Genomic DNA, 19,357 nt, shown 5'->3' on the forward strand with positions numbered 1-19,357 from the left:
ACAGAGAGGTCCGGCCGCCGCCCCCGTGTCAGGATCCGGACGGCGCGCTGGTCACCGGGTCAGCAGGGTCAGAAGGACAGCTTCCAACTGTCGATGAAGGGCCGGTAGCCGCCTCCGGCCCGCACCCGGAGCTTCCAGGTGCCGTTGGCGGTCTCGGAGGACGCGTCGACGCCGGTGGTGGCGATGGTGGGCCCGTTCTCGCTCCAGGGTCCGTTCACGAGGGGATAGGCGGTGCCGTCCGGTGCCACCAGTTCCATCAGCGGCGAGGATTCGGCGACATTCACGTCCACGACGAGGATGGTGGGCGCCTTCCCGGGGACTCCGGTGACGGTGATCGGCGATTCGGCCGTCGCGGGATGGGCGGGCAGGGGGACGTCGGTGGTGTTCTCGAAGACGGGGCCGGGCGGCCTGGGGGCGGGGCCGTCGGGCCGGGTGCCGACGTTGACCGCGCCCCAGGCGTCCATCACCTTGCGATAGGTCGGTGAGGACGCCCCGTGGAGGTCCGCGGCGGCGGCGAGGGTGGCGGTGCGGGCCCCGGCGTAGTCGGTGGTGGAGGTCATGTAGAGGGTGAGGGCCCGGTACCAGATCCTCTCGGCGGCGGCGCGACCGATGGGGGCGACGGGCAGTCCGTCGTGGGTGGGGCTGTCATAGGCGACACCGTTGACGGTCTTGGGGCCGCTGCCCTCGGAGGCCAGATAGAACCAGTGAGTGGCCGGGCCGGCCATGTAGTGCCCATGGGTGCTGGAGGAGATACGGGGGTGCCAGTAGTTCGTGCCCCTGAGCTGCTGCGCGGGCCGGTCCATATGGCGCGGATAGTGGTTGAGGCCGCCCGAGTCGACCTCCTCGCCGGTGAGGTAGTCGCCCGGGTCGTGCGAGTTGTCGGCGTGGAACTCCACGGATGAGGCGAAGATGTCCTTGGTCGCCTCCGCCAGTCCGTTGGACTCGCCGTAGTAGCCCAGCTTCGCGGTGCGGGAGATGAGGCCGGCCGCCATTTCGTGGGCCGCCATGTCGATGGAGGTGTACGGGCTGGTGCCGCCGTCGCCGTAGGTCACACAGAAGCAGGAGTCCTGCCAGAAGGCGCCACGGATGCCCTGCCGGTGCACCTTGGCGGACCCGCCGTCGCCGTCGTTCCTGACGCCGTAGCGTTCGTGCACCTGGGCGAAGTAGTCCCAGGTGACCTGGGCTCCGTAGGCGGCGTCGACCGCGTCGGTCTGCCGGTTCGCCGAGGTGCCGTCGCCCCAGATGTTGTCGGTGTCGGTGACGAGATCGCCGCTGCTGTCGCCGTACGGGTCGTTCATGAGGTCGTACGTCCGGTGCCCGCCCCGGGCGCTGTCGGTCATGTTGTACAGGGAACCGTAGCGGGAGGTGCCCAGCTTGACCTTGCCGCTGTACCGGCTGTATCCGGTCCCGTTCCCACTCCCCTTCCTCTGAGCTTTGCGGAGGTCGCGGCCGGTGGCTCCGGGTACGCTCCGGGTGTCACCGGCAGCATTGAGCACGGCCTCGCGGCGGCTGAGTTCGGCGCCGGTGGTCGCGTCGGTGACGACGTGGAGTTCGCTGGGCGTTCCGTCGGGCTGGGTGCCGTGGACCACGGTTTCCCAGGCGAGGACCGGCCGGCCTCCGACCGCCCAGACGACCTTGCGGGGAGCCCGGCCGAGTGCCGCGCCCTTGGTGCCCTCCTCCTTGGCCGCCGCCAGGGACGACGTCCTGGCGGAGGTGGCATTGCGGGCCGGGCTGGTACTGGGGACAGCGATCCGGGCCCCGGTCGCCCTGGTCACGCCCTTGGTGGCACCGGACGGTGCGGTGTGGACGACCAGATCGCCGCCCAGGACGGGTAACCCGTCATAGGTGCGTTCATAGCGGGTGTGCAGGGTGCCGTCGGCGTCCTGGAGGACGCTCCGCGGCACGAGTTGCTCCGCGCGCCCCAGGCCGAGCGTGGCCGCGGTGGTGGCGCGGGCCGCGGTGGCGTCCGCGAGGAGGGCGGCCTGCCGGGCCGGACTGAGGGCCACGGGCAGCGCTCCGGCGCGGGGGACCGCGGCGGCGGGCGTGGGGGGTGCGGCCCCGGCGGTCGCGGGCGGCAGGGCCACCGCCAGGAGGGCGGTGCCGGTCAGGAGTACCGCGGCGGCCGGTGCTCTGCGGGACAGTCGTCTCATCCGAACTCCTCGGTGACGGCCGTGTGTCACGGCCGGGGTCGGGCCCGCCCGCCGTTCTGCCGGACGGGCGGGAGTGTGCGGGCACGCGTGTGGCCCACCGTGAGGGCACAGGGGTGCCCGTTACGGGTAGAGACTGCTGGGGCGGGTGTGACAAGTGGCACGGGAAGCGTGCCCTTTGAGACGCCGGTATGACACGAGTGATGCGGCGGATTGGCCGTAACTCATCCCTGTCTTCTCCGGCCCGGCGGAAGCCTCCGGGCCTGCCCGTAGCCCCGGGCTCACTTCGTCCCGGGCTCTGTACAGGGCCCGGGAGCACGGGCGGCTTACGCCAACGACCAGGGCCAGGCAGCCTCGCTGGTCGCGGTGACCGCCCGCTCCAACCGCTCCAAGGCCGACCAGGTCCCCGCCCAATGGCTCCCTCGTCCGCCGAAGCCCACTGCCGGTACATCACGGAGTGGACCGCCACCAAACTCCGCTGGAACCTCGCCGCCGACGAGGCGGAACAGGATCGGCTGTACTCCCTGGCCGCGGGCTGCACGGGCACGGTGGTGGAGTACGAGCCCGCACCCTAGCGGGCTGTTGCCCCGTCGGTCGGCGCGACGGAGTCCTGCGCCTGAGACCCGCCGACCAGATCATTTGAGACGGGACAGACACCTCCGAACACTGCTCGACGGTTGGTCGGCGTCAGGCGGCTGTCCAGTGATGCGGGTCGGCACCCTTCCATTCGACCCATGCCGGATCGTCGAGCTCGGGATTCCACCTGCTCCCAGGAGTCGATGTTTCGGGATGCGGGCACACCGAGAGGCCGGACTTCGCCGCCTACCTCCGCTTCCTGGCCTTCGACAGCGAGCGTGCCTGCAGCGGCCATGGATCCGAGACCCCACGGCCCAGCACTGGACTCACCAGAGCATCAACAGCTTCCTGTTGGGGGAGGCCCCCGCCTGGCGGGAACGGACGTCGTCCATCTGCGGCACAGCCTCATCGACCAGGTCATCGTCTTCGCGGGGGAGATCGAGCCGTCCGCCTCCTGAGTCGTTCTCCTCTGGCGCCGTCCTTCTCCTGAACCGGCCCCGTTCGGGGCTCCGGGTCTGCCCAGCCGAGATCATCTTCACAACGCTTCGGCCGTCCGCGCTTGGCCACGAGCGGACCGATGATGCGCTGTGGCTGTGCAAGTTCGCGGTTGGTCAGGCTGCGGTGTCGAGGGGGCGTCCGCCCCGACGGATGCCCTTCTCGCTTCGGATGCGGGCGCGTTCCTTGCGTTCGGCGGCCAGGACGTCACGGTGGCGGGCGTTGGCGTTGGCGTTGGCGTTGCACCGGCGTAGACAGGCGTGCAGGGCCCGTGTCTGCACGGTGTGGTTGGGGTGGTTGGAGTTGGCGATGGTGAACTGCCTCAGCGGTCCGAAGTGGGCCTCGATGGGGTTGGCCCAGGAGGCGTAGGCCGGGGTGAAGCACAGCTCGACCTTGTGCTTTGTAGCCCAGCGGCGGATGCCGGTGCCTTTGCGGGCGGACAGGTTGTCCAGGATCACGTAGATGGGGGCGCCGTCGGGCCGGGCGGCGCGGATCGACTTGAGTGCGGCCAGCGTGTTCGCGGCACCTTTCTTGCGGCGGTTGACGCCCCACAACATGTCGTCGCCGACCGGGTAGCGGCCGTGGAAGTATCGGGGTCGGTGGATTCCTTCCAGGTCCTGGTGCGCTGGAAGGTGACTCCACGGCGGGCGAGCAGGCCGCGTAACGCCTCGCGGCCGAAGGGAACCATTGGAGCCGCGGCACCGAGCACCCCGCTACGACGTCGGCAAGACCGTCGAACGCCCCGAGACCCTCACGGCCATCGGCGAGCCCGGAAGATCTTGGTAGATAAGGAACAAGCTCAGAGCTGGTATCGAATCAACCGGTTCGAGGTCAGGTGATGCGCTTTCATTGTGTTCATCCGGTAGCACTCCCCCTTGACGACCAAACCTCCACCCGCATGCCTTGTCGGTGGCTACACATCGGTGATGCGGAGGCCGGCGTGGGCCTTGTAGCGGCGGTTGACGGAGATCAGATTGGCGACCAGGGACTCGACCTGGTGGGCGTTGCGCAGGCGTCCGGCGAAGACTCCGCGCATGCCGGGGATACGGGCCGCCAGGGCCTGGACGAGGTCGGTGTCGGCGCGGGATTCGCCGAGGACCATCACATCGGTGTCGATCTCGTCGATCGTGGCGTCCTGGAGGAGGACGGCGGACAAATGGTGGAAGGCGGCGGTGACCCGGGAGCCGGGGAGCAGGGCGGCGGCCTGTTCGGCGGCGCTGCCCTCGTCGGGTTTGAGCGCGTAGGCACCCTGCTTGTCGAAGCCGAGGGGGTTGACGCAGTCGACGACGAGCTTGCCGGTCAGCTCATCGCGCAGTGATTCCAGGGTCCTGGCGTGCCCGCCCCACGGCACCGCGACGATCACCACATCGCTGCGCCGCGCGCACTCGGCGTTGTCCGCGCCCTCGACGCCCAGCCCCAGTTCGTCCGCCGCGGCCCGGGCACGCTCGGCGGCCCGGGAGCCGATGATCACCTTTTGCCCGGCCCGCGCCAGGCGGTAGGCAAGGCCGCGGCCCTGATCGCCCGTGCCGCCGAGCACTCCGACCGCAAGACCGGACACGTCCGGCATCTCCCAGGCGGTCCGTGTTTCTGTATTGTGCACTGGGCCGGTTTCGGCTGTGGCGGCGGATTCGGGTGTGGTGCTCATCTGGGTACGTCCTTCGATGTCGTGTTGGGTGGAAAGTCGCCTCGGCACGGTGCGGGTGTGCGCTGTGGGTCCCGGATTCGATGAGCGGCGCGCGGAAGACCGCGAGGGGGTTAGTCCGCGCGTGACGCTGGGACGTGAGTGCCGTCTTCGCCAGGACATCGGTGTTCGGGCTGTGCCACTTGCCGTACTTCTCGGCGGCTCCGGCGACGAACTGGGCGGGCATCGGCGCGCTCTCGTCCCAGCCCTGGAACGCGGTGACGGCCCCGATACCCGGGCGAACGCCACCGGCCGATCGGGGGAGTGTGCCGCCGCCGACCGTTCGACGTTCAGAACCGCGCCTTCCATGCCGACCCCCGTGTTCCGTGACACCCCGGGGCCGCCTCGTCAGGGTGGGCCTTGTCGCAGGCCAGGGTGATCAGTGGCACGCCGACGCGGCTGTACCCATCCCGGTGCCCGCCTTCTCGCCTTCGAGGTCCGCCGCTGACTTGACCCCAGAGCCCTCGGCGGCAACGAGCCACCGGGCTGCCACCGTGTCCAGCCACTCATAGAAGCTCGACATGGCCGTCACGGTGACGTCGATGGACTCGGCGGCCATGGACTCGGCGGCGCAGAAGCCGCACCAGCCCTTCACTCCGGTGGGCCTTTTTCATGGCGTTCGCGCATGGACGGCGGAAGTGGCACCGGCACCGCGGCCAGGAGTTCGCGTGTGTATTCGTGCCGCGGACGGAGGTAGATGTCCGCGGTGGTCCCGGTCTCCACGATCTCGCCCTGACGCATGACCGCGACGCGGTCGGCGATGACCTCGACGAGTGCGAGGTCGTGGGAAATGAACAGGTAGGCCAGCCCGAGTTCGCTCTGCAGGTCGCTCATGAGGTTGAGGACCTGCGCGCGGACCGACATGTCGAGCGCGGCGACCGGCTCGTCGCAGACGATGAGTGCCGGTTCCAGCGCGAGGGCCCGGGCGATCGCGATGCGCTGCAACTGGCCGCCGGACAGTTCCCCGGGATGCCGATGTGCCGTCGCGCGGGACAGCCCGACCCGGTCGAGCAGATCGACCGCGCGCCGTTCACGTTCCGCGCGTCCCGTGCCGAAGTGGACCAGCAGCGGTTCGGCCACGGAGACACCGACCGGGACGCGCGGGTCGAGCGAGCTGTGCGGATCCTGGAAGATCATCTGCATGCGGCGGCGCAGGCCGCGCAGTTCTCGTCGTCCCAGTTGTGCGACGTCGGTCCCGTCGAAGACGACCGTACCCCGGTCGGGTTCGATCAGGCGCAGAACGAGCCGCCCGAGGGTGGACTTCCCCGCGCCCGACTCACCGACCACTGCGAGAGTCTCCCCGGCCTCCAGGTGCAGAGAGGCGTCCCGTACCGCGTGGTGGTGAGCCACCGCGCGGCCTGTCATGTCGCGCTTGCGCACATACGACTTGGACAGCCGCGTGACCTCAAGCAGGCTCATGGGCCCACCACTCCTTCCAGCGACAGTTCGTCCGCCCGGTGGCAGCGAACGCCGCCCGCGGAGAGCATCCGCAGCTCGGCGGGTTCGTCGCACACCGTCTCCCGGTAGTGCCCACAGCGCGTATGGAACCGGCAGTTCGCCTGTATCTCGTCCGGTGACGGGACCCGCCCGGGGATCGCCGTGAGCCGGCGTCCCTGCCCCACGCGGGGGATCGACGCGATCAGGCCGGCCGTGTACGGGTGGCGCGGATGCCGGAACAACTCGTCGACGCCCGCGGACTCGACGACTTGCCCGGCGTACATCACCACGACCCGGTCGCACACCTCGGCGATCACGCCGAGGTCGTGGCTGATCATCACGACCGAGATGCCGGACTCCGCACGGACTTCCCGGAGCAGTTCGAGGATGCGGGCCTGCACGGTCACGTCCAGCGCGGTCGTCGGCTCGTCCGCGATCAGCAGTTCCGGGTCGCAGGCGAGAGCGACGGCGATCATGACTCGTTGGCACATGCCGCCGCTGAACTGGTGCGGGTAGTCGTGCGCGCGCCGTGCCGCGTCCGCGATGTGCACCCGGTCGAGCAGGGTGACGGCCCGTTGCCAGGCCGCGCGACGGCTCAGGCGGCGATGGCGGCGTAGGGTCTCGGCGATGTGTTCGCCGACCGTGAAGGCGGGGTTCAGGCTTCGCATCGGCTGCTGGAAGATCATCCCGATGCGAGCGCCTCGAATGCGCCGCAGCGCCCGTGCCGACAGCGCGGTCAGCTCGGTGTCCCGCAGGTGCACGGAACCGGCCACGCGCCTGCCGCCCTGTTCCTCGATGAGGCCGAGCGCGGCCAGGCACGACACTGTCTTGCCGGAGCCGGACTCCCCGACCAGGCCCACGGTCTCGTTCTCGTTCACCGAGAACGAGACGTCCTGCACCACGCTCACCGGTGCGCGAGGGGTTCCGAATTCCACACCGAGGCCGCTCACGGTGAGCAGCGGCTTGCCCCCGGCGGCCGAACCGCCGGCGGGAGGCCCCGCGTTCGCGTCCACGAAAGAGGTCATGACGGTTTCCTTTCCGCGCCCCGGCGGATCCGGATCGCCTTGCGCAGCCCGTCACCGGCCAGGGTCAGGGCCAGCACGGTGAACGTGATGGCGATCCCGGGCGCGTACACCAGGTAGGGGGCCACGGTCATGTTCGAGAAGGCCGTGCTGAGCATCGAGCCCCAGCTCGGCTCCGGTGGGTGCACCCCGAGCCCGAGGAAGCTCAGGCTCGCCTCCGCCGTGACCGCGACGCCCAGGGTGATCGACATCTGGACGACCAGCACCGGCAGGATGTTGGGGAACACGTGCCGCCCGATCACGCGGCCAGGAGTACATCCGATGGTGCGGCTCGCCTCGATGAACGTCTCGTTCCGCAGATCCCGGGTGGCGGCGCGCGCCACCCGGTGGAACCGGGGTACCAGGATGATGCCGACCGCCACCATCGCGGTGGTGATGTTGCGGCCGAGTACCGCCACCACGGTCAGTGCCAGCACGATCCCGGGCACGCTCATCAGCACGTCCATGACCCGGCCGAGGACGGCGTCGGCGGCTCCGGCCAGGTAGCCGGCGACCACGCCGAGCGGCACGCCGATCAGTGCCCCGATGGCCACGGCCTGCGTCGCGGCGAGCAGGGAGACGCGGGCCCCGTACAGCAGTCGGCTCAGTTGGTCGCGGCCCAGTTCGTCCGTGCCCAGCAAGTGTTCGCCACTCGGCGGCCGAAGGCGCGATTGCAGGTTCTGCGCGATCGGGTCGTACGAGGTGAGCACGGGTGCGAACGCCGCGGCGAGGATGAGCAGAACGAGGCAGACGAGCGAGGCCACGGCCACCGGGTCGCGCAGGAACCGGCGGGTGGCCGACGGCGGCCGGGGGCCGGCGCCCTCCTCGGCGGAGAGCACCGTGGCCGAGGCGTCCTTGACGACGACGCCGTGATCCTGGCCGGGCCGGTGGGCCGGGTGCTGGCTCATGTGCGTCCCTTCGGATCGAGATACAGATGCGAGAGGTCGGTGAGCAGGTTGAACAGCGCCACCCACAGCACGCTGATCACCACCACGCCCAGCAGGACCGGCACGTCCCCGACCAGCACACTGTCCACGGCCAGCGGGCCGAGCCCGGGGAGGGTGAACACCGTCTCGATCACGACCGCGCCGCCGATCATCTCCGCGAGCCGGAATCCGAGGACCGTCGACGACGGGCCCGCGGCGTTCTTCAGGGCGTGCTTTGCGACCACGGACGCCCGCCCGAGACCTCTGGCGTTGGCCGCCAGGACGTAGTCACGCTGCAGGACCTCGGTCATCGATGCCCGCAGTTGGAGGGCTACCTCCGCCGCCGGAGTCGCCGCCAGGGTGACGGCCGGCAGCACCAGGTGATGCATCCATGCGGTCGCGCCGTCGGCGAGTGGCGCGTAGCCGAGGGCCGGGAAGAGGTTCCGGTCGACCGCGAAGAACACCACCAGCAGCATCGCGAGCCAGAAGGACGGCACCGCCACCAGCACCGAGCACACGGTGGTGACCACGCGGTCCAGTGCGCCACCCGGACGGACGGCCGCGGCCACCCCGAGTGCCGATCCTGCCAGCACCATGACCACGACCGAGACCAGGATCAGCGAGGTGGTCACGCCCAGCCGTTCCCACAGCAGCGACCCGACTTGTTGTTCTGTGGTCAGGGACCGGCCGAAGTCTCCGGTCACGGCGCCGCCCAGCCAGGACAGATACCGGGAGAGCAGCGGGTCGGAGAGCCGCAGCTGTTCCCGCACCTGCTCCACCCGCTCCGGTGTCGGGTTCTCGCCCGCGAGCCGCAGTGCCGGATCACCCGGAACGAAGTCGATCATCAGGAAGACGAGGAACGAGACCAGCAGCGCGAGGGGCACCGTCACCCCGAACCGGCGCAGGACCAGGCTCATCACGGCGCGGCCCTCCACTCCGCACCGGGGCGCGGTCTCACCGACCCGAACCCGTCACCTGGAGGTACCGGGCGTCGAACAGCCCGGCCTGCGTCCACGGCATGGACTCCACGCCGGTGACCTTCGGCGCGTAGGCCCAGACCTGCTTCGTCGAGCAGATGTTGATGAGGGTGGCCTGCTCGGCGGCGTTCGTCCAGATCTGCCGGTAGAGGTCGCCGCGCTGTGCCTGGGTGAGCGTCGGGTCCTCGGCCTGGTCCGCGAGCGGCCGCACCTTGTCGCGCACCGCGTCCGCCCCGCCGAGCGGGCCGAGGTAGGTGGTGTCGAGGAGCTGGCTCGGGTCGGCCACGGCGGAGACGGGGCCCAGGTACGCGGGGTATCGACCCTCGCGGTAGGCGGCATCGGAATCGCTGGAGGGCAGCGGCGCGAGTTCCACCTTGATCCCGAGCGGCGCGAGCTGGCTCTGCACCACCTGTGCGACCTGCTCGAACGCGGACGAGGCGGCCACGTCGAGTTTGAACGTCAGTGATGTCACCCCGGCATCGGCGAGGAGCTTCTTGGCCCGTTTCGGATCGTGCGCCATACGGCCCTCCAGTCCGGGTGCGTGGGCCCAGTGGCCTGCCGGGAAGGGCTGGACGAGCGGCTCGCAGTTCCCTCCGAGCAACTGCTCGGAGATCTCCTTGCGGTTGATGCCCAGACTGATTGCCTGCCGCACCCGCGGGTCGGCGAACTTCGGGTCGCTGCTGCGCAGGTAGAGCGCCTGCTGGGAGAGGACCGAGACCTTGTGTGTCTTGAAACTGCCGCCGCCGGCCAGCTTCTCCGCGGTCTCCACGTCCGCGCCCAGGATGTGCGCGACGTCGAGCTGGCCAGCGCGCAGGGCGTTGATGCGGGTGGCTGCCGCGGCTACGAACGAGATCTCGACCCGCTTGGGCAGGGCTGCTTTGGTGTCCCAGTACTTGCCCGGGGCGCGCTCCAGCACGACGGTCTCGTTGGGCCGGAACTCCTTCACCAGGTAGGGGCCCGAACCGGCGTCGCCCGGCGACAGGGCCAGGTCCCGCCCGTCTGCCAGGGCTTTCGGGCTGATGATCTCGCCCGCGTTGGAGGACAGGACCCGCGGCAGGCTGGCCCCCCGCCCCTTCTTGAGGTTGAGCCGGACCGTGGTCGCGTTCACCACGTCCACCGACGTGATGTCCTCCAGCATCAAGGCGACGGTGCTGCCGGGAAGGTTCTTGTTGCGTTCCAGGTTCTTCTTCACCGCCGCGGCGTCCACGGGGGTTCCGTCGTGGAAGGTGATCCCGGGGCGGAGCTTCAGCTCCAGATGGGTGCCGTCGGGGGCGAACTGCCACGACTCCGCGAGCATGGGTCGCGCGGTGAACTTGTCGTCCAGCGATGTCAGCCGGTCGTAGATCAGGAAGGTGGCCGGCTGTGAGGTCGGCAGGGCCTGCTTCGCCGGGTCCAGCGACTGCGTGGGTCCGCCGTAGCCGATCCGCAGGGTGGCCCCGCGGTCCGGCTCACCGCCCGAGGCGGAGCCGGCGCCGCGCTGGCCGGCGGAGCAGCCGAGTGTCAGCGACGCGACCGCGCCGACCGACACCAGGGTTCGGATCCATCTGGTACGAGCCATCGGTGTTCTCCACTCATGAACTCACGTGCGATTGGGGCAGGTAGCGCTCGGGAAAGGTCGTGACGAATCGTGCTGATACGCCCCGGGCCGCTGTTCTTCGGGGGTCCGGAGCCCGGCCACCCGAAGGGCGCCGGCCGAGTTCTGGGTGACCGCGGGCATCCTGGGATCAGGGGGTCGGCAACGGGGGGCTCGGTGGCCCGGCGGTGTTCTCCTCGCTGATTCCGGGAGCTGTCACCATGCGGAGGACTTTCGGGGTGAGGGCGCAGGGGGAGCCCGGGGCGAGCCCCGGGGGCCGGGATAGGGGCGGACGTCAGCCGCGGGAGGACGCTTTGGCGATCCCCCGGCTGAGCAGGCCGGCTGTTTCCTCGGAAGTGCAGCCGGCGATCTCCTCCAGCACGGTCTCGGTGTGCTCGCCGAGCCGGGAGGGCCGCCCGGGGAGGTGGACGAACTCGCCGTTCAGCCTTATGGGCACAGCGAGTTCGGGGGCGGGATGCGAGGGGGCGCGACGCACCATGCCGTCCGCGGTCGTCGTCTCGCGCTCCAGGGCCTCGGCCACGTCGACGACCGGGGTCACACACGCGTCCACGTCGCGGAACGCCTCGCACCAGTCGTCCAGGCTGTGACGGCGCAAGGCCCGCTCGACCTCGGCGACGGCATGCGGGTCGTGCCCTCGCCCCACCAGGTCGGGGCGGTCGATGACGGAGCAGAACGCCTGCCAGAACTTCGGCTCCAGCGCGGCGACCGCCAGCCACCGCCCGTCGGCACACACATACACGCGATAGCAGGGCAGGCCCCCGCCGAGCGGGCCGTCCGCGACGGGCCGCACCTGACCCCTCGCCCAGTACTCGCCGATCGAGTTGGACAGCCAGCTCATGACGACATCGCGCATGGCGACCTCCACACAACTGCCCTCGCCCGTCCGCGCGGCACGCAGGAGGGCGGCCAGCAGCCCGACCGCCGCCGTCGTGGCTCCCGCCAGGTCGGCGACCGGCACCGCCAGAGGCGCGGGTGTGCCTCCGGCCTCCGGCCCCGGGTGGAGCAGGCCCGTGGACGCGACGTAGTTGAGGTCGTGTCCCGCCGCCCGGCTGTCCTCGCCGTAGGCGCCGTAGCCGGTCAGACGCACGAACACCAGCGCCGGGTTGACCCGGGTCAGGTCGGCGTGTCCCAGCCCGAGTCGCTCGGCGACACCCGGCCGGAACCCGTCGACGACCACGTCGCAGGCGGCGGCGAGCCGTAGGCACGCGTCCAGGCCCTCGGGGGTCTTGAGGTCGAGCGCGACCGACTTCCGGCCCCGGGTCAGCATCCACTCCGCGGAGGAGTGCGCACCGATCCGCGGTTCCATCTGCCGCATCGGATCCCCGCCGTCCACGGTCTCGACCTTGATCACCTCCGCGCCCAGGGCCGCGAGCATCGAGGTCAGATGTGCGCCCGGGAGCAGCCGTGTCAGGTCGAGGACGCGGTATCCGCCGAGGGGCCCGGTCATCAGGTGCCCGTCCGCGCCAGGCGCCGGATGGTGCCGTCGCCGTCGCATCCCACGACGAGGGAACCGTCCGCGTCGATGAGCAGGGACGGGCGGCGCCCGTAGCTGACGCCGTCGGCGGGCAGCCCCAGTGGCAGGCCCTCCGCGATCACCTCCCGGTGCAGGGTCACCAGGTCGATGTGCACGATGCGCCCGCCACCCCCGCGGCGCTGCGCGACGAACAGCGCTTCGCCGGTGACGGCCACGGCGGCGGGCGCCTCGAATCCGTCGAGGACGCGCCGGGTGCCGTCGCCGACGAGCACGACGGTCCCGGACTTCTCCTCGCAGGCGGCGACGGTGTCGCCGTGCCCCGCCACCGCGACCAGGGGCCCGAGGCCGGTCTCCCAGCGCGCTGTGACCTCACCGTCCGGCCCGAGGGCCACGACGCTCCCGTCGACGAGGCCCGCGAGCACGGCCCCGTCGCGCAGGGCGATCGCGGTCGCGCCGTCGGCTTCGACCGAGAGGTACTGCGTGGTCGCGTCGCCGGACGAGCCGAGGAGCTTCTGCCAGTCGCCGCCTTCCCGCTCCCGGCGGAACACGTCGCCCGCCTGGGTCAGCGCGATCAGGTTCCCGTCGGCCTGCTGGGCACCGATCGCCACGAACGGCTGGTCGAAGAACAGCCGTGACAGGCGGGAGATCTCGCCCGTCGGCGACACATGGCAGATGCTGTTCGAGTCGGCGACCAGGTAGCCGCCACCGTCGTGGGCCGCGACCTGGTACGGGCCCATGAGGGCGCTCTCCGAGACGACCTGGTCGATCTCGCCCGTTCCCGCGGCGTACCGGACCACGCGGGTGTCGATGAAGTTGGAGGCGTAGAGGTTGCCCGCTCCGTCGAACGCGAAGCTGTCGAGGGCCTGTCCCGGTTCCGCCAGGACCGTACGCTCGCCCGTCGCCGGGTCGACGGCGGTGATACGACCGGTCCCGGCGTCACCGACGACCAGCCGGCCCGCCGCGTCGAACTTGGCGGCGGTGGGGAAGACGAAACCGTCGGCGGCGACCTCGACGTCCCCGGTGTCCGGGTCGACGGAGACGACCCGGCCGTCGAGTACCTGGGGAACGTACAGCCGGCCGTCGTCCCCCATCTCCAGCGCGTTCAGCCAGTCGAGTCCCTCGGCGATGACGCGGTAGGTGTTGGGGCGGCTGGTGTCGACCTCCAGAATCCGCCCCCCTTCGCGCATCTCGTCCACGTACAGCTTGTCCGTACGCGGATCGACGCAGATGCCGTTGGCGCAGGGGCAGTCGTCCATCAGGACGAAGTACTCGCCGTTCGCGCGCCGGCCGCTGACCCGGCCGTTCATGGTCTCGGCCGTGTACACCGTGCCCGCCGAGTCGAAGGCCACGTCGTCCGGACCGCTGAGCAGCGAACCCATGGGCGACGCGATCGAGAGCTCACCGGACTCCGGGTCCCACGCGCTGATCTGGTCGCCCACGAGTTCGGCGATCCACAGCCGTCCGTCGGAGTGCACCCGGATGCCGTTGGACCCGAAAAGGCGGGACGGCTCACGCAGTGTTTCGAGTGTCCAGCCGGCCGTGACGCTCGGCCGCACGGCCGCGTACAGCTCGTACCGCGACGGCCATGTTCTTCCTTCGAAGGTGCCGCTGTCGGACATGCCTGACTCCTCTAGCGGCCGGAGGCGCTGAACTCGGGGGCGCGCTTCTGCTGGAAGGCGAGCTGCCCCTCCGCGAGGTCACCGGTGAGGACGCACAACACCTGTGTGCGGTCCTCCATCGTCAGCGCCGCCTCCAGGCCCCCCGCCGCCATCGAGGCGTTGAGGGCCTCCTTGGACAGGCGCAAGGCGAGCGGTGCCTTGGCAGCGAGGACCTCGGCGGTCTCCAGGGCGGATCCGAGGACGTCGTCCGCGCAGATCCGGCTCACCAGACCGATGCGCTCGGCCTCCTCGGCCGGTACGCGGCGTCCCGTCATGAGAATCTCGGTCGCCCGCCCGCCCACGATCCGCGGCAGCAGATAGCTGGCGCCCATCTCGGACACGGCCTGGCCGATGTTGATCTGCGCCGCCGCGAAGTACGCCGACTCGGCCGCCAGGCGGATGTCGCTGGCCATGGCGATGGAGAACCCGCCGCCGACACACGGCCCGTTCACCGCCGAGATCACCGGCTGGGGAATGCGCCGGAGCCTGGCGATGACCCCGGAGTACCACGACTGGACCTCCGCCCAGTGCGCCTCCGGCCGGTCCTCGACACCCGTCGGGAAGACCTCGCCGGACAGGTCGGCACCGGAGCAGAAGCCACGGCCCGCGCCAGTGATCACTACGACGCGGACATCCTGGTTGTGCGCGAGCTCGTCCAGCTGACGGGTGAGCGTGATGATCAGGTCCGGGCTCAGGGCGTTGAGGCGGGCCGGGCGGTTGAGGGTCAGGAGCCGGACATGGGGTCGGGGCTCTTCGACGAGAAGGACCTCTGCGGTCATGCTGTGCCACCACCAGTCTGCTGGGTCTCAGCGACCCATTCGTTGATGAGTTCGAGCGCGTTCTGCGCGTCCTCCGGACCGAGCGGCCTGCTCTGCCAGGTGATCTCCAGGCGGAGTCCGTTCGGATCGAAGAAGTAGAGCGAGTGCCAGATGCCCTCGTGGTCGACGACGCCCAGCGTCTCGATGCCGAATGAGGCGAGACGCTGCTTCCAGTAGTCGAGTTCCTCCTGGGAGTCGACGTTCATGGCGAAATGGCGGATCCACTTCGGAACGCCGTCGTCACGGTGGGCGTAGTCGGCACCCTTGACGTCGAAGAAGGCCATGCAGCTACCGTCTTCAAGGGCGAAAAACGTGTGCAGGAACGATGTCTTGTCCTGCGTCGAGGGGACCTCGTCCTCACGGACGGCCGACACCAGCGTGAAACCCATGACCTTCGTGTAGAAGTCGTGGGTCGCCCGGGTGTCGTTCGTCGGCATGGCGATGTGGTTGAACGACTTGGCGGTCCGCATTGTGGTTCCCTCCTGAAAGCGCCACCGCAGTGGACTCAGTTGATTCCGTGCCGCCGTAGCCACTCGGCGATCCGCGACGCGGCCTGCCGGAGCAGTTCCGGCTGGCCGAGGTAGTAGTGGTTGGCGCCGTCGATGGCGGTGAGCTGTTTGTCGTCGTGGGCGACCGCGTCGTACAGGGCCCGGGCATGGGAGGGGAACGACGAGGTGTCGCCCGTTCCGTAGACCACCATCACCGGGGCCCCGACCCGTGCGAGCTGCCGGGGCCCGTCGGCGTTGGAGTCCCGCAGGCTCCACTGGCTGAGCCACGAGCGCAGGCTCGTCAGGTGTCCCAGGGTCGCGGGCATCAGATTCGCCGTGTACGGATCGCCCCAGAGTGTCCCCGGCTCACGGTCGCTGGCGTCCAGGCCGAGGTCGAGGAACCGGGGGTCCGCGCACGTGCCGTGGACGACGAACGGAAGGTCGTCGACGCGGCCGCCGGACAGTTTGTCGATCTCGGCCAGCCGTTCGCGGACCCACGCGGTGATCCGGAAGTTCCGCTCCCGCTGCGCCTCGCGGTAGCGGGCGAGGAATTCCGGGCTGTAGGGCGGCTTGTTGTGCTCGGCGAACAGGTCGAGTTCCGGGTCGCGCCGGAACGGGTCGTTCTCGTCGACGACTGCGGGATCGAGCCACTCGGTGAACACGGAGGCCCGCCCGGGGTGCGCCATGAGGGTCACCACGGCGTCCGCCGGCGGCAGGTCGACCGCGGTCAGGTCCGGGGGGTCGCCCGCGGGTGTCGCGGTGATGCTCGGGGACTCGGCCTCGGCCTGGTAGAGGGCGGCGAGGCCGCCGCCCCCGGAGTTGCCGATCAGTACGACGCGCTCGAACCCCATGTCGCGCAGATGCGCTATGCCGGCGGCGACGTCGAGGACGCAGTTCTCGACGACCAGCGCGCTGTCGTTCGCGATGTAGCGGGTGTTCAGCCCCACGGCCGCGTACCCGAGCCGGGCGAGCTCCGGGAGAATGTAGTGCCCGAGGAAGTTCGAGCTGGGGTGCGTGACCACCAGGGCCGTCGTGGTCGGCCGGGCGGGCCGGTGCAGGCTGGCCCAGATGCATCCGGAGCGGCGGGCCACACCCGAGTAGATGTCGACCCGGCCGCCCGGGTGCATCGGGATTCCCAGCAGTTCGGGGGCGGGAAGCTCCGCTGTGGTCATGACGCATCCACCTTCTCGTACACCTGTACGAAGCAGACCGACCCGGCGCCCAGCATCTGGCACAGCCCCAGCCGGTCCCCGAGCCGGAGGCGGCGCACCGTCTCCCACACCTGGGCGACGCCCGTGGGGCCACCGGGGTGCCCGCGGGCGATGAGCCCGCCGTCGGTGCTCATTTCGGGCTTGCCGAGGCGCTGCCGCGAGCCCGGACCGAACGCGCCCTTGTCGAGCCAGTACTCGGCCTCGCCGTCCCGGCACAGGCCGAGCAGCTCGGCGTAGACCAGTTCCTCGACCGCGAAGGCGTCGTGCACCTGCACCGTGTCCAGGTCTCCCGGGCCGACACCCGCCTGCTCGTACGCGGCACGTGCGGTGGACCTGGTCATCTCCGGCGGGCCGACGATGGCACCGGCGAACACATGCCCCGGGGTGTACGTCTCGGACTGCAACTGCGAGGCCGCAAGACGTACCGCCGGGCGGCCGGGCTTCGCGAACCGTCGCATCGCCTCGGCGGTGCCGAGAACGACCGCGGCGGCGCCGTCGCCCCAGGCCGTGGACATCATCGAGTGCAGCGGCGTGGCGACGACCCGGCTGGCCAGAACCTGCTCGACGGTCACCGGCTCGGCTGCCCGGCGCGCGGCGTACGGGTTGTCCCGGGCGTAGTTCCAGTTCTTCGCCGCGATCGCCGCGAAGTGCTCCGGCCGGGTGCCGGCCTCGTGCATGCGCCGATGAGCCCACATGGCGAACAGGGCGACCGGCGGGATGTGCCCCTCCCGGTCGACGACGTCCTGGACCTCCATGGGGAAGTCCGGGGCGTCGAAGCCCACCACCAGCGCGATCTCGGCCTCACCCGCGCGAATGGCGTGCGCCGCCGCATGGATCGCGGCCAGCCCGCTCGCCGACGCGTTCTCGACATGCTGAAGGGGGGTCCCGGTCACGCCGAGTTCCTTCATCACATACACACCGCGGGGCGACGCCGGGTGGCACGAACCGGTGAACACGGTTCCGATGTCGGCGAAGGTGCAGCCCGCGTCGGCGAGTGCCGCGAGCCCGGCTTCGCGCACCAGGCGCGGGGCGGACCCCAGCGGATGCTTGCCGAAAGGCGCCATGCCGGCGCCGAGCACATAGATGTCAGTCATGGTGGTATCCCCAGCGCATGGTGCCCTCACCGGTCGCGGACGCTTCCAGCGTGTAACGGTCACCGATCACGTGCGGGCCGTCGCCCAGCGGCGCCTGCACGCGCACACCCTCGGGCAGGTCGATCTGCCCGTAGCCGACACCGCCGATCTCGGTCCAGCTGTACAGCACGCCCGCGGGCGCGAGTTCGACGGTCCGCAGCGCCCTGAGCCGCCCGTCCACACTCAGCTCGCGCGGCGGGAAGTACGTCTCGCCGGTGAGCTCGTCGTGGCTGCCCAGCAATCGCGGTGGATCGAGCCGGAGGAACGGGTGGTCGTCGGCGGGAGGCGCCGCCGGCGCCTCCAGTTCGAGCAGCCGTGTCGTGGCCCGGCAGCGGAGCTCGTTCGCGTGAGTGCGCACCTCGGTGACGATGTCGACGCTCCGCATGCGGCCGCCGCGCCGGCCCACCTTCTCTGTCACCGGAGTCTTGATCTCGCGCACCTCGAAGGTGTCGCCGACGATCAGTGGGCCGCCGACAAGCTCGAACGAGCTGCTGCCGTGCAGCATGCGCGTGACGTCGAACCCGACCTGGTCGATGAGGTCCGCCTGCGAGTTGCGCCAGCGCTGCGCGGTGACGGCGAAGATCGCCGGTGCCGCGGCGCCCGGGCCGAACGGGACGTCGCCGGTCCGGGTGGCCTCACGGAACGCGCGGACCGCGCCCTGTTCGACGACCCACTCGTAGGGGTCGGCGAGCAGCGTGCCCTCGGGGCTCGCGGAGTCGGCGTCGCCGTCCCCGCGGTGGGCGGTGATCTGGAGCACCGGCCTGCCGTTGCTGCTCACTTCCGCCGTGGCCCGGTCCTCGCCGCGCTCGACCGACATCGTCAGCGGGTGTCCCGGCCATACCCGGTCCAGGAAGCGCATCTCGACGCGGCCTCCCTCCGCGACGATGTCCTCGACGTGCGGTGTCACGATGCCCGCGGTCAGCATGCCCATGGCGAAGACGCCGGGCTGCCCGGCCGCCGTGGCCAGATCGGAGTCGTGGTGAATGGGGTTGAAGTCCCCGCTCGCCCCCGCATAGCGCACGATGTCGGTGATGGAGAGCGCGGGGAGCTCCAGCGGGTGCGGGTGATCAGTCATGGGTGGCACCTTCGACGGCGGACTGCGCCCCGGCGGGGAAGTGCGGCGCCGGTGCCTGTTCGAACAGGGTCGGCACGGCCGCGTCAAGGGCCTCGAACGACCAGCGGCCCCCGCCCCGGACCATGGACTGGATCTCCCACGGCCGGAACAGGCCGACCTGGTCGCCCTGGGCCAGGAAGACGGCTCCGGACGGCGCCGGGCAGCCGGCCGCGGACAGCCAGGCGATGAGGGGGGCGACGTTCTCCGGATCCCAGAAGTCGAAGACCGACGGGTCGTCCGGGGGAGCGACCGCGTCGGCGGCGCCAGGGGTGTTCTCGGTGAGCCGGGTCCGGGCGCCGGGCGCGATCGCGTAGGCCCGCACGCCGTACCGCTCGTTCAGCTCCAGATGGCAGATCTGGGTGAACGCGGCGATGCCGGCCTTGGCCGCCGCATAGTTCGTCTGCCCCATGCTGCCCAGCAGGCCCGAGGTACTGGAGGTGTTGATGAGGACGGCGTCGAGCCGCCCTGCTGCCTTCCCCCGGGCCCGCCAGTGTTCGGCGACGGCGCGCGTGGGGCAGAAGTGCCCGCGGAGGTGGACCCGCAGGACGGCGTCCCACTCCTCGACGC

Annotated in this window: 16 protein-coding genes and 3 pseudogenes; 2 read left to right on the forward strand and 17 right to left on the reverse strand. The window is 70.6% G+C overall.

What is annotated here, in order from left to right; all coding sequences use genetic code 11:
• Positions 1 to 68 precede the first annotated feature (68 nt).
• A complete protein-coding gene (locus ACWF94_RS10005; RefSeq protein ID WP_453486493.1) occupies positions 69 to 2,150 on the reverse strand; it encodes a M4 family metallopeptidase in 2,082 nt (693 codons plus the stop codon).
• A gap of 315 nt (positions 2,151 to 2,465) precedes the next feature.
• On the opposite strand from ACWF94_RS10005, the pseudogene ACWF94_RS10010 reads away from it, so the two are divergent.
• Positions 2,466 to 2,722 (forward strand): annotated as a pseudogene (locus tag ACWF94_RS10010) (HNH endonuclease); the annotation flags it as partial.
• Positions 2,723 to 3,079: 357 nt separating this feature from the next.
• Positions 3,080 to 3,181, forward strand: a pseudogene (locus ACWF94_RS10015) (nuclear transport factor 2 family protein); the annotation flags it as partial.
• A gap of 153 nt (positions 3,182 to 3,334) precedes the next feature.
• Here the strand turns inward: ACWF94_RS10015 and ACWF94_RS10020 are convergent.
• The 16 genes and pseudogenes from ACWF94_RS10020 to ACWF94_RS10095 all read right to left on the reverse strand — a co-directional run.
• Positions 3,335 to 3,906: pseudogene (locus ACWF94_RS10020) on the reverse strand (transposase); the annotation flags it as partial.
• Between the two features lie 225 nt (positions 3,907 to 4,131).
• Complete coding sequence (npdG, locus tag ACWF94_RS10025) at positions 4,132 to 4,785, reverse strand: NADPH-dependent F420 reductase (RefSeq protein ID WP_453486526.1); 654 nt, start codon at positions 4,783 to 4,785, stop codon at positions 4,132 to 4,134.
• 493 nt (positions 4,786 to 5,278) lie between these two features.
• Entirely contained in the window at positions 5,279 to 5,494 is a 216-nt protein-coding gene (locus ACWF94_RS10030; RefSeq protein WP_453486495.1) for a hypothetical protein, read from the reverse strand.
• Positions 5,491 to 6,318, reverse strand: a complete 828-nt coding sequence (locus ACWF94_RS10035) for an ATP-binding cassette domain-containing protein (RefSeq protein ID WP_453486497.1) — start codon at positions 6,316 to 6,318, stop codon at positions 5,491 to 5,493. Before ACWF94_RS10035 ends, ACWF94_RS10030 begins: the two co-directional genes overlap by 4 nt.
• The gene (locus ACWF94_RS10040) at positions 6,315 to 7,361 is read right to left on the reverse strand and encodes an ABC transporter ATP-binding protein (RefSeq protein ID WP_453486500.1); all 1,047 of its coding nucleotides are present in this window, start codon (positions 7,359 to 7,361) and stop codon (positions 6,315 to 6,317) included. Before ACWF94_RS10040 ends, ACWF94_RS10035 begins: the two co-directional genes overlap by 4 nt.
• Positions 7,358 to 8,305: an ABC transporter permease gene (locus tag ACWF94_RS10045; RefSeq protein ID WP_453486502.1), complete on the reverse strand. Its 948-nt coding sequence runs from the start codon at positions 8,303 to 8,305 to the stop codon at positions 7,358 to 7,360. The genes ACWF94_RS10040 and ACWF94_RS10045 overlap by 4 nt, the downstream gene beginning before the upstream one ends.
• Positions 8,302 to 9,240 carry an ABC transporter permease gene (locus ACWF94_RS10050; RefSeq protein WP_453486527.1) on the reverse strand — a complete coding sequence of 313 codons (939 nt, stop codon included), beginning with the start codon at positions 9,238 to 9,240 and terminating at the stop codon, positions 8,302 to 8,304. Before ACWF94_RS10050 ends, ACWF94_RS10045 begins: the two co-directional genes overlap by 4 nt.
• A 37-nt stretch (positions 9,241 to 9,277) precedes the next feature.
• A complete protein-coding gene (locus ACWF94_RS10055) occupies positions 9,278 to 10,858 on the reverse strand; it encodes an ABC transporter substrate-binding protein (RefSeq protein ID WP_453486505.1) in 1,581 nt (526 codons plus the stop codon).
• A 310-nt stretch (positions 10,859 to 11,168) separates the two neighbouring features.
• Positions 11,169 to 12,341 carry a CaiB/BaiF CoA transferase family protein gene (locus ACWF94_RS10060; protein ID WP_453486507.1) on the reverse strand — a complete coding sequence of 391 codons (1,173 nt, stop codon included), beginning with the start codon at positions 12,339 to 12,341 and terminating at the stop codon, positions 11,169 to 11,171.
• A complete protein-coding gene (locus ACWF94_RS10065) occupies positions 12,341 to 13,987 on the reverse strand; it encodes a hypothetical protein (protein WP_453486510.1) in 1,647 nt (548 codons plus the stop codon). Before ACWF94_RS10065 ends, ACWF94_RS10060 begins: the two co-directional genes overlap by 1 nt.
• Positions 13,988 to 13,998: 11 nt before the next feature.
• Positions 13,999 to 14,805 (reverse strand): enoyl-CoA hydratase/isomerase family protein, encoded by an 807-nt coding sequence (locus ACWF94_RS10070; protein ID WP_453486513.1) that lies wholly within the window; start codon positions 14,803 to 14,805, stop codon positions 13,999 to 14,001.
• Positions 14,802 to 15,314 (reverse strand): VOC family protein, encoded by a 513-nt coding sequence (locus ACWF94_RS10075; protein ID WP_453486516.1) that lies wholly within the window; start codon positions 15,312 to 15,314, stop codon positions 14,802 to 14,804. The genes ACWF94_RS10070 and ACWF94_RS10075 overlap by 4 nt, the downstream gene beginning before the upstream one ends.
• Before the next feature lie 35 nt (positions 15,315 to 15,349).
• Positions 15,350 to 16,504, reverse strand: a complete 1,155-nt coding sequence (locus ACWF94_RS10080; RefSeq protein ID WP_453486517.1) for a hypothetical protein — start codon at positions 16,502 to 16,504, stop codon at positions 15,350 to 15,352.
• Positions 16,501 to 17,637 carry a thiolase family protein gene (locus tag ACWF94_RS10085; RefSeq protein ID WP_453486519.1) on the reverse strand — a complete coding sequence of 379 codons (1,137 nt, stop codon included), beginning with the start codon at positions 17,635 to 17,637 and terminating at the stop codon, positions 16,501 to 16,503. Before ACWF94_RS10085 ends, ACWF94_RS10080 begins: the two co-directional genes overlap by 4 nt.
• The gene (locus ACWF94_RS10090; RefSeq protein ID WP_453486521.1) at positions 17,630 to 18,751 is read right to left on the reverse strand and encodes a MaoC/PaaZ C-terminal domain-containing protein; all 1,122 of its coding nucleotides are present in this window, start codon (positions 18,749 to 18,751) and stop codon (positions 17,630 to 17,632) included. The genes ACWF94_RS10085 and ACWF94_RS10090 overlap by 8 nt, the downstream gene beginning before the upstream one ends.
• Positions 18,744 to 19,357, reverse strand: a 614-nt coding sequence (locus ACWF94_RS10095; RefSeq protein WP_453486523.1) for an SDR family NAD(P)-dependent oxidoreductase, incomplete at its 5' end; no start/stop codon positions are given. The genes ACWF94_RS10090 and ACWF94_RS10095, both read right to left, overlap by 8 nt.

It is taken from the genome of Streptomyces sp. NPDC055078 (assembly GCF_053607985.1).

Excerpts from the sequence above, each read along its gene's own strand:
- ACWF94_RS10085 (WP_453486519.1), bottom strand. The coding sequence starts at position 17,637 with ATGACTGACATCTATGTGCTCGGCGCCGGCATGGCGCCTTTCGGCAAG.
- ACWF94_RS10050 (WP_453486527.1), bottom strand. The coding sequence starts at position 9,240 with ATGAGCCTGGTCCTGCGCCGGTTCGGGGTGACGGTGCCCCTCGCGCTG.
- ACWF94_RS10060 (WP_453486507.1), bottom strand. The coding sequence starts at position 12,341 with ATGACCGGGCCCCTCGGCGGATACCGCGTCCTCGACCTGACACGGCTG.
- ACWF94_RS10045 (WP_453486502.1), bottom strand. The coding sequence starts at position 8,305 with ATGAGCCAGCACCCGGCCCACCGGCCCGGCCAGGATCACGGCGTCGTC.
- ACWF94_RS10005 (WP_453486493.1), bottom strand. The coding sequence starts at position 2,150 with ATGAGACGACTGTCCCGCAGAGCACCGGCCGCCGCGGTACTCCTGACC.
- ACWF94_RS10080 (WP_453486517.1), bottom strand. The coding sequence starts at position 16,504 with ATGACCACAGCGGAGCTTCCCGCCCCCGAACTGCTGGGAATCCCGATG.
- npdG (WP_453486526.1), bottom strand. The coding sequence starts at position 4,785 with ATGCCGGACGTGTCCGGTCTTGCGGTCGGAGTGCTCGGCGGCACGGGC.
- ACWF94_RS10065 (WP_453486510.1), bottom strand. The coding sequence starts at position 13,987 with ATGTCCGACAGCGGCACCTTCGAAGGAAGAACATGGCCGTCGCGGTAC.
- ACWF94_RS10035 (WP_453486497.1), bottom strand. The coding sequence starts at position 6,318 with ATGAGCCTGCTTGAGGTCACGCGGCTGTCCAAGTCGTATGTGCGCAAG.
- ACWF94_RS10055 (WP_453486505.1), bottom strand. The coding sequence starts at position 10,858 with ATGGCTCGTACCAGATGGATCCGAACCCTGGTGTCGGTCGGCGCGGTC.
- ACWF94_RS10090 (WP_453486521.1), bottom strand. The coding sequence starts at position 18,751 with ATGACTGATCACCCGCACCCGCTGGAGCTCCCCGCGCTCTCCATCACC.
- ACWF94_RS10070 (WP_453486513.1), bottom strand. The coding sequence starts at position 14,805 with ATGACCGCAGAGGTCCTTCTCGTCGAAGAGCCCCGACCCCATGTCCGG.
- ACWF94_RS10040 (WP_453486500.1), bottom strand. The coding sequence starts at position 7,361 with ATGACCTCTTTCGTGGACGCGAACGCGGGGCCTCCCGCCGGCGGTTCG.
- ACWF94_RS10075 (WP_453486516.1), bottom strand. The coding sequence starts at position 15,314 with ATGCGGACCGCCAAGTCGTTCAACCACATCGCCATGCCGACGAACGAC.